Below are 14,656 nucleotides of genomic sequence, written 5' to 3'. Positions count from 1 at the left end.
TTATATTCAGCAACTACCCAAAATTCTTAAAGTGTTACACAAATGATGAAACATTATTCTCTGGAATGGATTGAAGCTTGGTGCCAAGAAAATGGCTGGACAGAGTTATTTGTAGAGCGACGCAACAATTATTGGGCATTTCCTCCTGGTGGAGTGATGCCAGAACCCATTCCATCTCATGTATTGAGAGGAATTAAAGCCGAAAAAGGACTCACCGTTGAAGAAAGAATTTGGTCATTTTCAGCTGTAATTGGTACGCTTGTAGCTGTCGTTGGCACCTTTATACTCAGATGTCCTATGCCTTTGGTATTGGCCTTTGCCTTTAACGCTGTAACGGTGGCTCAATTTGAATTAGAGGATGTTTAAGCAGGTAATAGGTGACAGGTGACAGGTTACAGGTGACAGGTAACAGAGAATATTGAAAAGTGTAGGCGTTGGATGAGGATTGAAACTTGTCCAACGCCATCGTTTTAAAATGACTATTGCCCAGATTCTTTGGAGACTTTTTCTATTTGTTGGGTAAAGTAAGATTCTTCGTGCTTGAGTTGCTGTGCTAGTTGTAAGCCTTGTTGAAAGGCTGAAAGTGCTTGAGGATAATCTTTTTGTTGTAAATAAATTTGACCAATTTGGTCGTAAGCTTGCATTAAGCCGTAAGAGTTATAGGCTTTGCCTTGGGTTTCGATGAGAATTTGACTGGTTTGTAATGCTGCGTCAATTTGTCCTTGGGAACGATATAAGGCAATTAATTTTTGTAAAGCTTCCGCAGCTAAAATAAATTGTTGTGATTCCCAGGCAGTTGTATAAGCTTGTTGATAGTTATTAAAAGCTTCTTGAATTAGGCTAGGATTTTCTTTGGCTAAAGATTCATAATTACTAGCGATCGCTAATTTTAATTGTGGTAATTTGAGAATATTTTCCGGGTCAGTATACAGTAACGCTAATTTATTTAAAGTATCTATAGCCTGTTGTGGTTGTTTGCCTTGCTGGTAAACATAAGCTAACTGTTTGAGATATGTTACCTCGCTGATGCGATCGCCTCCAACAATGGCTAAATTTAATAATTCTTGATAGGTGGTGGCGGCTTGGGGATAATCGAACCAAGCTAGGTGTAATTCAGCGATGGTTTGGAGTGTAGATAACTCTGCGGTTTTATCTTGTTGCTGGCGTACAGCCGTCAAAATTTGATTGTAAACTTCTAAAGCATTTTTTGGCGATCGCACATTTTGATAAGCTACACCCAAAGCCTGCAATAATTCTAAATTTACCCCTTGTTGAGCAATGGTTTTGGGTGATAAAGCTTGTTTTTGAATTGCTTGCAAGCGTTGAGTTATATAAAATATTTCTTGACGGTCATTTTGATTCCAAGCGATCGCACCAACTCTAGATAAAGCATCAATTTCTGGTATCGTACCCAAATAGCGTCGCAAGCGGATTTCCCGGTTCCAAATTTCAAACGCCGTTACCTTATCTCCCGCTTGTAATGTTGCTGCTGCTTGTTGATTTAATTCATCTAACGCAGTGGCTAAAGTTTGCTGTTCCTCCGCCGTTAACGGTTGTTTATCAGCAGAAGGACGCACCAAAGGATCAGGGGTGGTAACTTCTAAAGGACTAGGAGGAAATTTATCTGCTTGACTAGGATCTTTGGTTGCTGCTAGGGTGACAGAGTTATTTAATAAGATAGTGAAAATTGCGATCGTGCATAAGCGCCTGAGCATAAATACTTTACCTGACTAAAAGTTAGATGATAATTAGTTACTAGCTCAATAATGACGACATTTTTCTAAAAATTCTCCAGGTGCAAGATATGAATTTCTCTTCACAAAAATTCATACTTTAGACTTCACACTTCATACTTCATTAAAATACTCAAAGAGATTTTTAAGCAACCAAAGATAATCTATAAATGACAAGCTCTACAGATATTGCAACCTTAGCGAAGTGGATGGCGGCTGATTTTAGCAACCAAGCCCAAGCTTTTGAAAATCCACCATTTTATGCACATATTCGCGTGTGTATGCGTCCCTTACCATTGGACTTGTTATCAGGGGTCAGTTTTTTTGTAGAACAAGCTTATGACTATCTGTTGAATGATCCTTATCGCTTGCGGGTGTTAAAGTTAGTGAACGTAGGCGATCGCATTCAAATAGAAAACTACACTGTTAAACAAGAAGAAAAATTTTACGGTGCATCCCGTGACTTAGAACGCCTCAAAAGCCTCACAGTCGATGACTTAGAAAAACTACCAGGCTGTAACATGATAGTCGAATGGACAGGTAACAGCTTCAAAGGTTATGTAGAACCAGGAAAAGGCTGTATTGTGTTCCGCAAAGGTCAAAGAACTTACCTAGACAGCGAATTTGAAATTGACGACGAGAAATTCATCAGCCTAGACAGAGGACGCGACCCAGAAACAGACGAACATATCTGGGGTTCCGTCGCCGGGCCATTTTACTTCGTGCGGTGGGCGAGTTTTGCTGATGAAGTTAAGTGCTGAGTGGGAAGTTAGGGGGACAAGATATTGACTTTTAACTTTTGACTTTTAACTTGTTTAGTATCCCGTTGCGGCTAACTCCAGTGGGTGAAAATAGGGAACTCTTTCTATTGAAGTTTCCCAGACACCACTGGGGTATAGTTTTAGCAGCCGAAATCCTGGTGATTTTTCGTCAATAGCAAAAGTGGGACTATGAGAACGAAATTGAATGCAAGTTGAGGGAGTTCCCAAATACCCGACGTTGCGGCGTTGGTGTTGGAATTGTTGATGAATATGACCGAATAAAACTAACTTAACTTGTGGGTGACGGTCAATCACTGCAAAAAATTCTTCGGGATTTTGGAGGCTACTGCTATCTAACCATAGAGAATTTATCAAAAAAGGTGGATGATGTAACGCTATTAATGTCGGTTTATCACCTAATTTGATTAATTCTGACTCTAGCCAACTCAGAGTATTCGCAGAAAGATGACCATGTACACAGCCCGGTACAGCCGAGTTTAATAAGATAAAATTCCAATTACCACGCTGAAAAGATTTGCGCCGCGAAATCATTCCCAAGTTAAGAATTTCATTCATTGCGATCGCACAGTCATGATTTCCTGGTACCCAGTAAGTAGGTATCTGTAATTGATTAACTAAACTTTGCAGATGTTCATAAGACTCAGAACTTCCATCCCCAGATAAATCTCCTGTCAACAATAGTAAATCAATTTCCGATTTTAACTCTTTTAAACGTGCCAAAACTACCTTAAAAGACTCAATGGTAGGCATTCCTAGCAGTTGATGATTTTCTGCGGCAAACAGATGTATATCTGTCACCTGAGCAATTAATAGGGGAGATATATAATTCATCTTCACTGCTCACACTCTACTTGTATCTGTACCCTGATTTTCATTGTCGGTAGAACACTGAACCTTAACTCAAGTAGCAAAACTAGCCTGATATTAAGCGCGTACCTAATAATTATTGTGGCAACTTACCTTTAAAACTCAAAGCTTTGGCTCAAAAATGCGTTGCCAGTCTTTAAGTAATTGTTATACTCAAAGCTGTTTATAAAAATACAATTTTAAATAAAAAATTTTTGCATCTATCCTACGATAGAAAAATGGAACAGATTACGCACAGACATTGTTTGTAGAGATTGGGTGTGAGAGTCAAAGAGTATATTCATCTCTTGCACCAAGCGACTGAAATCGCTACTACACAGACAAAACCCAGATTTTCATATCACTGCGTTAATTCTATCTTTGATAGGCTCTTAGTTTCTTCCTGTCTCTCGCAGACTTCCCGCCCGACAATCTCGCAACCAAGCTTTTATCCCTTGGGCAACTGTACCATTACTACTATCACGCGGTGGTGTTGGTGGTTGTTGATTCCTAGAAGCACCAGTTTGTGTCAACATCGTTACCAAATACCAGCCACTTTGATTTTTAGTCAAAAATAACCAATGAAATTCTTGGAATTCAATAGCTTTATTTTCTATATACTGCCGTTCTAAGGTCGTAAAAAACACTTGTTCAACTTTTGAGTTAGCACTTTTCTGCTCATTGAGATCATCGTTAACAGGATTTAGTGGTAGAGGTTGAAATTCTGGTCTTCCTGCTAACAGCATATAGCTGAACAAATCATTACTTCTAGTTCGCCGACGAGCGCGTTGACTAGCACGATTAGTATAACTAGGTAAATCACGCAAAAGCTGAGTAGTTAATGTTTCGATATTTTTTTCTCTGCAAACAGAGTTTGCGTTCATCTCTGTGGCTTGAGAGAATGCAGAGTTATCAACGGTATTGGCAATAATTAGGCAAAACGTAGAAGCGATGAGGGGGATTAGGAGTGTAGGGGTGTAGGGAAAAGACTTCTTCATATTTGTGTGTAAGTAAATCTTAAATTGTAGTAGCGCGACCAGACTCAAATGTTGCATTAAAATCTCTTGTGGGATGGGCTTCTAGCCCGTCCCACAAGAGTTATGTTGATACAGTACTTTAGTTTAGACAAGCCAATACTTTTACTAGCCCCTAGTAATTCAATTCCTCAGAAATTCGCTTCCAAGCTAACTCAGGATCAGCCGCAGCAGTGATAGGACGACCAATTACTAAATAGTTTGCACCAGCTTGAATGGCTTGGGAAGGTGTGAGCGATCGCTTTTGATCTCCTTTATCAGCCCAAGTTGGACGCACCCCCGGACAAACCAGTAAAAACTCATCCCCACAGGTTTGGCGCAATTGTGCCACTTCTTGGGGTGAACATACTGCACCATCTAAGCCTGATTCTTGCGCCATTAATGCCATTTCTAGGGCAAATTCGGGCAACTCTAGGGGAATTTTTAAATCAAATGCCAATTGTCGCGCCGAAATACTCGTCAACAGGGTAATAGCAATTAATTTGGGCGGTTTCACACCTGCTTGGGCTGCACCTGTTTCGGCTGCTTCAGTAGCGGCTTTCAGGGCATCCTTACCTGCTGTTGCATGAATTGTCAACAAATCTACCCCATAACGCGCCGCACTGCGACAAGCCCCAGCCACAGTATTCGGAATATCGTGAAACTTTAAATCTAGGAAGATGCGCTTTTGCCGAGACTTTAAGATTTCTAAAATTTTCGGCCCAGTGCTGGTAAACAACTCTAACCCAACCTTCCAGAAACTAACTGATTCTAGCTTGTCAATTAAAGCGATCGCACCCTCCAAATCCGGCACATCCAAAGCCACTATGATTTTGTCATTACCCATCACTCCCACATCCCCCTTGTCTACCTTGTCTCCCTTGTCCCCTCAATCTACGGAACTAAACGCACAAACTTGTTCTTACCCACTTGCAACACTCGTCCGTGTAATTCACTAGGTTCGGCAAAAGTGGTATCAACATCGGTAATGCGATCGCCATCCAAGCGTACACCACCTTCTTGAATTTTCCGCCGTCCTTCGCCTGTACTTTTACACAAGCCACAAGCACCCAGTATAAAAGCTAACTTTGCCGGAAACTGCGGTACATTAGCAAGGGAAAATTCCGGAACAGCACCTTCCTTACCACCACTTTTTGCTGCTTCTTTCGCTTCATTTGCAGCTTGTTCGCCGTGGTATTGTTTAACTACTTCCCAAGCTAAAAGCATCTGGCGATCGCGCGGGTTTTCGGGCAATTTATCTAAAGGTAAATCTGTCAGTAGTTCAAAATACTGTGCCAGCAAATTATCAGGAACCCCTTGTAACTTCTGATATTTTTGTCCTGGGTGTTCCGACAACCCAACATAATTGCCCAGAGACTTCGACATTTTCTGTACACCATCTGTCCCAATTAAAATTGGTAACAGCACACCAAATTGTGGCTTCTGTCCAAAATGACGTTGTAAATCTCTTCCCACAGCAATGTTAAACTTTTGGTCAGTTCCCCCAAGTTCTACATCAGCCTCAACAGCAACAGAATCATAGCCTTGCATCAACGGATAAAGGAACTCATGCAAGAAAATTGGATTCTCTTTTTTATAACGTTCAGCAAACCCTTCCTTGGCTAACATCTGTCCCACCGTCATCGTAGACAGCAACTCCAAAATCTTTCCTAAATTAAGCTGGGAAAGCCATTCGGAGTTATAACGCACCTCTAACCGTCCTGGTGTGTCAAAATCCAAAATAGGACGCACTTGGTCTAAGTAAGTCTGGGCATTTTGCGCCACATCAGCCTCTGTTAGCTGGCGACGCACCTCAGATTTCCCAGTCGGATCACCAATGCGAGCCGTAAAATCACCAATAATCAGGACTGCCGTATGACCAGCATCTTGAAACGCTCGCAGTTTTCTAACTGGTATGCTATGACCAAAGTGAATATCAGCACCCGTAGGGTCGATTCCCAATTTCACCCTCAAAGGTCTGTTACTATTTGCTAGACGCTGTTCTAAACTTTCAATTTCGCTATTAATATCAGTCGGTTGGGGGAATACTTCTACTATTCCACGATGCAGCCAAGAAAAATCTTGCGCCATAATAGGAGATTCGCTATTAACTACACTTTTTATTTGAGAAGTTAGGTTGGTTACATTCACTGGCAATTTGTCCGTTTTTTCATCTGCCAAACTAATATAATTGCAAAAAATTAACCACCTTGCTGCATTTCGATGAATTACAGTTAAATATACAAGTGAGGAAGTGATATCACCGTGTCGTCTAGGACTCTTGAAAATAAGCAGCCACAACGTCGGCCTTCACCTGGTTTTGAGTTCTTAAAGGGCGTTGGTCAGATAACTGGCGGTACTTTGTTATCTATCACCATGCTGACAAGCTCTATTGTAGCTGGAGGGCTGGTAGGTTTAGCGATTAGTTTCCGCAATTTGCCCGATGTCAGACAACTGCGTAACTTTTTGCCCTCAGAAACAACTTATATTTATGACATTAAAGGGAAACTCCTGGCCAGCGTCCACGGAGAAGCTAACCGAGAAGTTGTACCATTAGATAGAATTTCACCTAATTTAAAACGCGCTGTACTCGCCAGTGAAGATGGACATTTCTACTATCACCACGGGATTAATCCTACAGGTATTGGGCGTGCCATTGTAGTTAACGCCGTTGCAGGTGGTGTTAAAGAAGGTGGTTCTACCATCACCATGCAGTTGGTGAAAAACTTGTTTTTGTCGCAAAAACGCGCCATTACTCGGAAATTAGCTGAAGCTGTCTTAGCAATTCGTTTAGAACAAATTCTTACCAAAGACCAAATTTTAGAAATGTACCTCAATCAAGTGTATTGGGGTCACAATAATTACGGTGTTCAAACAGCCGCCCGCAGTTACTTTGATAAGTCCGCCGAAACCCTCACCTTGGGAGAGTCGGCTATGATGGCGGGTTTAATTCAAGCCCCAGAGGAATTTAGCCCCTTTGCTAGTATGAAACTGGCAAAACAAAAGCAAAAAGAAGTGCTAGGGCGGATGCTGGATTTGAAATGGATCACCCAGCAAGAATATGATGATGCGTTAAAGCAAGAAATTAAACTTGGTAGAATCAGGTCTTTCCAAGGTAGCGCCTTACCCTATGTTTCTAATACTGTATCCCAGGAATTAGCGAAAAAGTTTGGGCGTGACGCATTACTCAAAGGCGGGATGCGCGTCCAAACGACAGTTGATGCTAAATTCCAAATGATGGCAGAAGATACTGTTAAAAAATGGCATCAAACTCTTTTAAGCCAAGGGTTGTATAAAAACCAAATTGCTTTGGTAGCCATTGATCCGCGTACCCATTTTATTAAAGCGTTGGTGGGTGGTGTAGATCCCAAAGTGAGTGAGTTTAACCGCGCCACTCAAGCACAACGTCAACCAGGTTCTTCTTTTAAACCATTTGTTTACTATACGGCCTTTGCCACTGGAAAATATTCACCAGACTCAACAGTAGATGACTCACCAGTTAGTTACCGTGATGGCAATGGTTGGTATTATCCCAGAAACTATGATGGTAGCTTTGGTGGGGCGATGTCTATTCGCAAGGCTTTATCTGTATCGCGGAATATTCCTGTAATCAAGATTGGTAAAGCTGTGGGTATGTCCAAAGTGATCGAAACTTGTCGGACTTTGGGAATTATGAGTCCAATGGAACCTGTAACTTCATTGCCTTTAGGTGCTATTGGTGTGACACCTTTGGAAATGACTAGTGCTTATGCTACTTTTGCTAACTACGGTTGGCAATCTCCGCCAACAATTATTGCCCGGATTACTGATAGTAGTGGTAATGTATTGCTAGATAATACACCTAAGCCTCAGTTAGTACTTGACCCTTGGGCATCGGCGGCGATTATCGATACTATGCGCTCAGTAATTACCGAAGGTACTGGAAAAAATGCAGCCATCGATCGCCCTGCGGCTGGCAAAACAGGAACCACATCTTCCGAAAAAGATATCTGGTTTGTCGGTACTGTACCCCAGTTAACTACTGCTGTTTGGGTAGGTAGAGACGATAACAAACAATTAGCTCATGGTGCTACCGGTGGTGTTATGGTAGCTCCCATCTGGAGAGATTTTATGACTAAAGCACTGAAAGGTGTACCAGTAGAAAACTTTAAGCCGCCTTCCCAATTCCCTCGTCCAAAGGGAAACTAGTACAACAAGGCAAAGGTAAAAAGTTAAAAGGAAAAAGAAAGAATCATCATACCACCAGCCTGTTAGCAATTCCAGATGGTCTGTTTATTTACGCCGACTGTACTAGCTTGAGATTTGAGATTTTGGATTTTTAATTAATCCAAAATCCAAAATCTTTAGGGTTGTTTTTCCAGTTCGGCTTTCATCCGTTCTAAAGTGAAGTGCATTTGATCAAACATCTGTTGAGGAGTGATGCCAAACTGACCAAGCTGAGTTTTTAATTGTTCTACTGTCATTTGTGCCATGAAATCCTCTGATAGCTCGAATCGCTTCATAAAGATGCGATAGCGATCCATCATGGCTTCCATTTGTTCAATAAACATTTTTTTGCCTTCACGGTCAAACTTGCCATAATTGTTACCAAGTTTGATTAAGGCTTGGTAATCTTCAAAAAGCTCTTTTGCTTCTTGCTGCACTATCTCAGAATCAAAGAATCCCATGTTGCTTATCTTTAACTGAGTACTGACACTCAGCAGCTTATAGTGATGCTTATACTTTCATTCTAGTCTAGGGGATTTATAGAGAAAAGAAATTTCGGTTGAAGTACGGTTTTTGACCTAGATTTCAACACTTGACTTTAGTAGTTTTCTATTAATGTGATCGATGCCAAGTTTTGTAATTTCTAAGGATTAGCTGCTTTAAAAGTATTACATTCTTGTGGATCGCCTGTTTGAATACCTTGCTGAAACCAGCGTACCCGTTGGGTAGAACTGCCATGAGTAAAAGTTTCTGGGACTACATAACCCCTAGCTTGCTTCTGCAAGCGATCATCTCCAATACTACTAGCAGCATTTAAGGCTTCTTCTACATCACCAGTTTCAAGAATTTGGCGCGATCGCTGGGCGTGATTTGCCCAAACTCCTGCAAAACAATCTGCTTGGAGTTCCTGACGCACAGATAATTGATTTGCTTCTACCTCATCGGCTCGTTGTTGTAGCGATCGCACTTGCGCGGAAATTCCCAGCAAATTCTGGATATGATGTCCAACTTCATGGGCAATTACATAAGCTTGGGCAAAGTCTCCTGGTGCATTGTAGCGGTTTTTTAAATCGCGGTAAAAGCTCAAGTCAATATATACTTTTTGGTCTTGTGGGCAGTAAAATGGCCCCACTGCCGAACGCGCAAACCCACAGGCAGATTCTACTGCATCGGAATATAAAACTAACTTCGGCTCAACATATCTTTCACCACTTTGTTGAAATATTTCACTCCAAGTATCTTCTGTATCAGCCAGCACTACGGAGACAAAATCAGCCATTTGGTCTTTGGCTGGTGTCTGGGGTGATTCTGGGGCTTGGCGATCGCTAGGTGGGTTATTCTGTTCTAAAATTACTCTGGGATCACCACCCAATAGCGCCACCAATAACGATAGCAGCAGTGCGCCAATTCCACCGCCAACGACGGGTGCTGAAACGCGCATTCCCCGTCTATCTTCAACATTTGTACTCCGACGACCTAATTGCCAACGCATAATTGCTGCTTGCCCCAATCACCAACAAAGCAAAATTTGCAGCAGGTAAGATAAAATCTATACCTACCCTTTAGCTATACTGTCCTGATATTACTGATTTCATTTGTTAAGTTCTTCTACCTGCGGTTAAACCAGCCACATACGGCTGTAATTCTTCAGACAGGTTGTTAATCGGATACAGTTCAGTTAACCTGCACAAATATTAATTTGGGAGAAAAAATTTATGGGACTGTTTGACCAAATTCTCGGTGCTGTGACTAATCCCAATCAACAAGGCAGCTTGGGTCAACTCGGAGGAATTATCAACACTGTACAACAACTGAGCGATCGCACTGGTGCCGATGCCTCGACAATCCAATCTGTTTTGGGAATTGTGGGCAATTATGTCCGCTCTTCTTTACAAGAAAAGCAAGCTACCGACGGCGAAGGTGAAGTCCAAGCTTTGGTAAACCAATATGCTGGTACTTCTCCTAATCCCCAAGCTGTAGATTCGTTGTTTTCTGGGGTGATGCAGCAGCAAGTGGCTGAGGCGGTTGCTCAACGTACTGGTTTAGATGCTGGGACTATTCAACAATTACTACCTTCAATAGTGCCAGTAGTGCTGAATTTTCTCCAATCGAGTGGTAGTAATTCTGTGTTAAATGCTTTTTTAGATGCAGATAAAGATGGCGATGTTGACATTGCTGACGCGATTCGCTTGGCTAGTCAGTACCTCGGTAGATAATCAAGTTAATTAGTAAATTTAATTTACTAATTTGATTTTGCTTGCCAAGATCCAAAACTAACTTTGTTTCAGACAATACTTTAGAGCTGTTGCCAAATACTCATACTGCTCTAAAGTATTGTAAATCTGTGCAGAAATCCTGATGAGTATTCCTGGTGATTCACTCCAAGGAACCACTTGTACTTGAATACCAAATTGATCCAACAATTCATCATGTAGCCAAATATGACTTTGATTTGCCAAACACACAGGCATTGGTACAACAGCCATTGCACCAATCATCTCTACCGGACAAGGTGGTTGTACTTGTAGGGTTGTGCAAAGTAACTGTCTGGCTTGGATAACTAGCTGATTGTTGCGCTGCATTAATTCTCTCCAACCACCAGGTAACAACGAACCCATAAATGCGATCGCTTCGGGTACGCACATATAAGCTGTGGGATCATCTGTACCCATCCAGTCAAATTCCAACTGAAAGCGGCTTTTATCTGTGCGTGGAGAATTAGCACCGTGGCTAATTGTCAGGGGATGAATTTCTGCTTGTTTATCCCGCCGCACATACAAAAATGCGGCTCCTTTGGGTGCAGAAAGCCATTTATGACAGTTCCCACTATAGTAAGTTGCCCCAATTTCTTGCATGTTTAAAGAAATCATTCCTGGTGCATGAGCGCCATCAATTAATGTCTCAACACCCCGTGCCTGTAATTCCTTGACTAGCTGCGCTATAGGGAAGATTAACCCTGTCTGGCTAGTTATATGGTCTAGTAATGCTAAACGAGTTTTAGGCGAAACTTGCTCTAATACGGCGGCAATTATTTGTTGTGGCGACTCTACAGGAAAAGGAATTTGCGCTACAACTACCCGCGCTCCCGTCCGACTAGCAATAAAGTTTAAAGCATTACGACAAGCGTTGTATTCGTGGTTGGTTGTCAGAATTTCGTCATCGGGGGCAAAATGCAAAGAACGCAACACTGAATTTACGCCAGTTGTCGCATTCGGGACAAATACTAAATCTTGGATATCAGCATGAATAAAAGCTGCTAACTGGCTGCGAGCATTGTCTAATAAAGGTTCCCACTTTCTGCCAAAAAAATTTACTGGGTCTTGTTCCAACTGCGATCGCAAACTCTGCTGCACTGCCAACACCGCTTTTGGACAAGCACCATAAGAACCATGATTAAGAAAAACTACACTAGGGTCAAGTGTCCAAAGCTCTTGGTAAGATGAAGATTGAAGTTTGAAACCTAACTCTTCACACTTCATACTTTACCCTTCATAATTTTTTAAAACTCCCCAGACTGGATTCGAACCAGTGACCAATCGATTAACAGTCGATCGCTCTACCGCTGAGCTACTGAGGAACGCTGTCGCTCACAATTTCTAATAGTAGCGTAATCACTCAGAAATGGCAAGTACTTTTCCTAAATTTTTCTAAAGTCTCATTTTGTCCAATATTGTCGTCAACAACCCTTCCTTCAGGAAGATTAGAGACTTATGGATGGTGCGTTACTGTAATCCCATACGCAATGCAGCCAATTTCTGCCGCGCTTTATCATCAATGGCACTAGCCAAAAACCTACTGTTAGATTTTTTGCGAGTTTGATATTTTTGACGGACTCGGCAAACTGTGGTTTCAACAGCACTACACAGTTGTTGTGCTGATAACCATTCCGCCCCGTATCCTTGTACTACTAATTGTTGCGCTCTGTCTGAGGTAGCCACAATCATCCGCGAAATTCGAGATGCAGTTATCTGCGATCGCAAGGAAGCACAAATTTTTTCGATGTAAGTATCTGCTGTTTGCCCAAAATCAGTGTAGTGAACAGAAACTAACTCTGTAATCACTTCTTTATTGCTAGAGGCGTTATGATATTGAGCATCGAAAACTATTTGAGTTTCGTAACCATGAAAAGCACTGTAACCGATCATGGCTTCGACCAGTTCCCAACGTGATGCTTCTAAACCAGCACTATCACGGGTTTTTTTCAGACAAGGCCAAGCGCCAATTATGTTGTAACCGTCCACCAACAGAACGGCTGGGACTGAGGAACGGGGCATGGTTTTTAATCACAATTTTCTAGAGTTAACACAATCCATTCATAACTTTTATAGTAATTGAAGCATTCGCTGTAACACTATGTTACAAAAGACCAAATAATGCAAAGAGATTGCAAAATTTATCTCCAAAAAGTTGTCAATTTCAGAAGTCAGTTACCAAAAAAGAGAATTACTTAAATCAATTTAGAGGTAAGAAACCCTTTATTTGCAAGCATTTTGTCTACCTTTTGCTTGCTATACTAATTGCCTGCAAATGTAAACGCGCCTTTAATGAGGCGCGTTGGAGATGTTAAAAATTATTGATGAATTAGGTTGAGCATTTAAGGTGATTCATCATTCACTTTCATCAATCGTTGTTTGAGGCGTTGAGGTTCACCCCAATCAACTAAAGAACCTTTATCGAGTAAAAAAGCCCCGTCACAGTAATTCAACTCATCAAGACGGTGAGTTACCCACAAGGCTGTAATACCGCGACTTTTGACGAGACGGTGGACACCAGCCACTAAATCTAATTGGCTATCAGGGTCAAGTAAAGCTGTGGGTTCATCTAATAATAAGACTTCACAACAACGAGCGATCGCACCAGCAATCGCCACACGCTGTTTTTGTCCCCCACTCAAAGCATATATCGGGCGTAATTGCAGTTGCAGCAAATTCACCGCCCCTAAAGCTTCTTCAACCCTTGCTCTCACCATAGCAGGCGGCAATTTTTCTTCCACTAGTCCAAAAGCCACATCTGCACCCACCGTTGGCATAACTAATTGATGATCAGGATTTTGGAACACAAAACCGACAGGAGGTAAAACACCAATTTCACCAGATTGAGGCTGTAACAGCCCCGCCAAGAGTCGGAGTAGAGTTGATTTGCCACTGCCATTCGTACCCAAAAGCATCCAAAATTCACCTTTGGGAACCGCTAGAGAACAAGACTTGATAGCCGCCTCACCACTAGGCCAATTGAAATTTAAGTCTTTGACTTGAATGCCCACTTCCGCCATTGCTACACCTTACTCGCCTGCTAAGGCAAAAAAGCCAGGTGGTCTGCCACTGCTAGTGCTAACACCATCTTTCTGAATAATCTGTACCCCAGAAATTTCACTAGCACGAACAGCGATTTTTTTCTCTGTCTTACCTTCACACTTGAGTTCCACAATATCAGGATTGCCAGAACGCATTGCTGCCAAAATGAGTTGATAGACAGCCTCAGCATCTTCTGTTGACTTACGTTGAACTGATATGGGGAAAGCAGTGTTTCTTACGCTTATGTCAATGGTAAACATTTAGGATTAATCAAACATATCTGTGGACTCATTTTAGCGTCCAAGAATGAGGGATTGGGGAGTAGTAGGGAGTAGTAAGTGGGGAAAAATGTTTTTTTCATCTATAGTAGGCAGCGCACTGCCTATCGTCGGTATTAAATGAGAGTTGTTTAGAAAGTCAAAAATCTCCTCAAACCCCACTCCTGACTCCCTAATCACCACTCACTCTTCCCCAAAAGATTAAATTTTACTGAGAATACCCTGGAAAAATTAACAATTTTTACCTAGAATTATTAGAGTCAGTAAAAAATTGTAAATTGGATTGACAACCCAGTTAATTTTCTGCATGAGGTCGGCTGTTAACAGTCAGACTAAAGGCAGAACAGTACTTATAAGATATTTGGAGTTTCACTCTCATGACCATCGCAGTTGGACGCGCCCCAAGTAGAAGAGGGTGGTTTGACGTACTAGACGACTGGTTAAAGCGCGATCGCTTCGTGTTTGTAGGTTGGTCAGGAATATTACTATTCCCCTGCGCCTTCC

At 41.8% G+C, this 14,656-nt stretch carries 15 protein-coding genes, 1 tRNA gene and 1 pseudogene; 5 read left to right on the top strand and 12 right to left on the bottom strand.

Annotated elements, in window-relative coordinates:
* Positions 1 to 45 precede the first annotated feature (45 nt).
* Positions 46 to 366, top strand: a complete 321-nt coding sequence (locus H6G75_RS23255) for a hypothetical protein (protein WP_190982379.1) — start codon at positions 46 to 48, stop codon at positions 364 to 366.
* Between the two features lie 113 nt (positions 367 to 479).
* Here H6G75_RS23255 and H6G75_RS23250 read toward each other — a convergent pair whose 3' ends face one another.
* The gene (locus tag H6G75_RS23250) at positions 480 to 1,715 is read right to left on the bottom strand and encodes a lipopolysaccharide assembly protein LapB (RefSeq protein ID WP_190982326.1); all 1,236 of its coding nucleotides are present in this window, start codon (positions 1,713 to 1,715) and stop codon (positions 480 to 482) included.
* Positions 1,716 to 1,903: 188 nt separating this feature from the next.
* Here H6G75_RS23250 and H6G75_RS23245 point away from each other — a divergent pair, with 188 nt between their 5' ends.
* Entirely contained in the window at positions 1,904 to 2,494 is a 591-nt protein-coding gene (locus H6G75_RS23245) for a chromophore lyase CpcT/CpeT (protein WP_190982325.1), read from the top strand.
* Positions 2,495 to 2,548: 54 nt separating this feature from the next.
* Here the strand turns inward: H6G75_RS23245 and cpdA are convergent, their stop codons facing one another.
* The 4 genes from cpdA to tyrS form a co-directional block, all read right to left on the bottom strand.
* Complete coding sequence (gene cpdA / locus H6G75_RS23240) at positions 2,549 to 3,346, bottom strand: 3',5'-cyclic-AMP phosphodiesterase (RefSeq protein WP_190982324.1); 798 nt, start codon at positions 3,344 to 3,346, stop codon at positions 2,549 to 2,551.
* 407 nt (positions 3,347 to 3,753) lie between these two features.
* A complete protein-coding gene (locus H6G75_RS23235) occupies positions 3,754 to 4,359 on the bottom strand; it encodes a hypothetical protein (protein WP_190982323.1) in 606 nt (201 codons plus the stop codon).
* Positions 4,360 to 4,510: 151 nt separating this feature from the next.
* Positions 4,511 to 5,221 carry an orotidine-5'-phosphate decarboxylase gene (gene pyrF, locus H6G75_RS23230; RefSeq protein WP_190982322.1) on the bottom strand — a complete coding sequence of 237 codons (711 nt, stop codon included), beginning with the start codon at positions 5,219 to 5,221 and terminating at the stop codon, positions 4,511 to 4,513.
* A gap of 47 nt (positions 5,222 to 5,268) precedes the next feature.
* Positions 5,269 to 6,465, bottom strand: a complete 1,197-nt coding sequence (tyrS, locus tag H6G75_RS23225) for a tyrosine--tRNA ligase (protein ID WP_190982378.1) — start codon at positions 6,463 to 6,465, stop codon at positions 5,269 to 5,271.
* A gap of 174 nt (positions 6,466 to 6,639) precedes the next feature.
* On the opposite strand from tyrS, the gene H6G75_RS23220 reads away from it, so the two are divergent.
* Entirely contained in the window at positions 6,640 to 8,562 is a 1,923-nt protein-coding gene (locus H6G75_RS23220) for a transglycosylase domain-containing protein (protein ID WP_190982321.1), read from the top strand.
* 155 nt (positions 8,563 to 8,717) lie between these two features.
* Here H6G75_RS23220 and H6G75_RS23215 read toward each other — a convergent pair whose 3' ends face one another.
* Both H6G75_RS23215 and H6G75_RS23210 read right to left on the bottom strand, forming a co-directional pair.
* Positions 8,718 to 9,041: a DUF1825 family protein gene (locus tag H6G75_RS23215; RefSeq protein WP_190982320.1), complete on the bottom strand. Its 324-nt coding sequence runs from the start codon at positions 9,039 to 9,041 to the stop codon at positions 8,718 to 8,720.
* Between the two features lie 182 nt (positions 9,042 to 9,223).
* Positions 9,224 to 10,072, bottom strand: a complete 849-nt coding sequence (locus tag H6G75_RS23210; protein WP_190982319.1) for a neutral zinc metallopeptidase — start codon at positions 10,070 to 10,072, stop codon at positions 9,224 to 9,226.
* A 223-nt stretch (positions 10,073 to 10,295) separates the two neighbouring features.
* On the opposite strand from H6G75_RS23210, the gene H6G75_RS23205 reads away from it, so the two are divergent.
* The gene (locus tag H6G75_RS23205) at positions 10,296 to 10,796 is read left to right on the top strand and encodes a DUF937 domain-containing protein (protein ID WP_190982318.1); all 501 of its coding nucleotides are present in this window, start codon (positions 10,296 to 10,298) and stop codon (positions 10,794 to 10,796) included.
* A gap of 57 nt (positions 10,797 to 10,853) precedes the next feature.
* Here H6G75_RS23205 and H6G75_RS23200 read toward each other — a convergent pair whose 3' ends face one another.
* From H6G75_RS23200 to H6G75_RS23180, 5 genes are all read right to left on the bottom strand, one after another.
* Complete coding sequence (locus H6G75_RS23200) at positions 10,854 to 12,059, bottom strand: aminotransferase class V-fold PLP-dependent enzyme (protein WP_190982317.1); 1,206 nt, start codon at positions 12,057 to 12,059, stop codon at positions 10,854 to 10,856.
* A gap of 26 nt (positions 12,060 to 12,085) precedes the next feature.
* A tRNA-Asn gene (locus H6G75_RS23195) sits at positions 12,086 to 12,157 on the bottom strand.
* A 145-nt stretch (positions 12,158 to 12,302) separates the two neighbouring features.
* Entirely contained in the window at positions 12,303 to 12,854 is a 552-nt protein-coding gene (locus H6G75_RS23190) for an NYN domain-containing protein (RefSeq protein ID WP_190982316.1), read from the bottom strand.
* Between the two features lie 320 nt (positions 12,855 to 13,174).
* Positions 13,175 to 13,852 (bottom strand): ABC transporter ATP-binding protein, encoded by a 678-nt coding sequence (locus H6G75_RS23185; RefSeq protein ID WP_190982315.1) that lies wholly within the window; start codon positions 13,850 to 13,852, stop codon positions 13,175 to 13,177.
* Positions 13,853 to 13,861: 9 nt separating this feature from the next.
* On the bottom strand, positions 13,862 to 14,134 hold the full coding sequence (locus H6G75_RS23180; RefSeq protein WP_190591678.1) for a hypothetical protein: 273 nt from the start codon (positions 14,132 to 14,134) through the stop codon (positions 13,862 to 13,864).
* A 395-nt stretch (positions 14,135 to 14,529) separates the two neighbouring features.
* Here H6G75_RS23180 and H6G75_RS23175 point away from each other — a divergent pair.
* A pseudogene (locus H6G75_RS23175) lies at positions 14,530 to 14,656 on the top strand (photosystem II D2 protein (photosystem q(a) protein)); the annotation flags it as partial.

It is taken from the genome of Nostoc sp. FACHB-280, from assembly GCF_014697615.1.
Classification (GTDB): domain Bacteria; phylum Cyanobacteriota; class Cyanobacteriia; order Cyanobacteriales; family Nostocaceae; genus Nostoc_B.
This window is presented reverse-complemented; position numbering and strand designations above follow the sequence as displayed.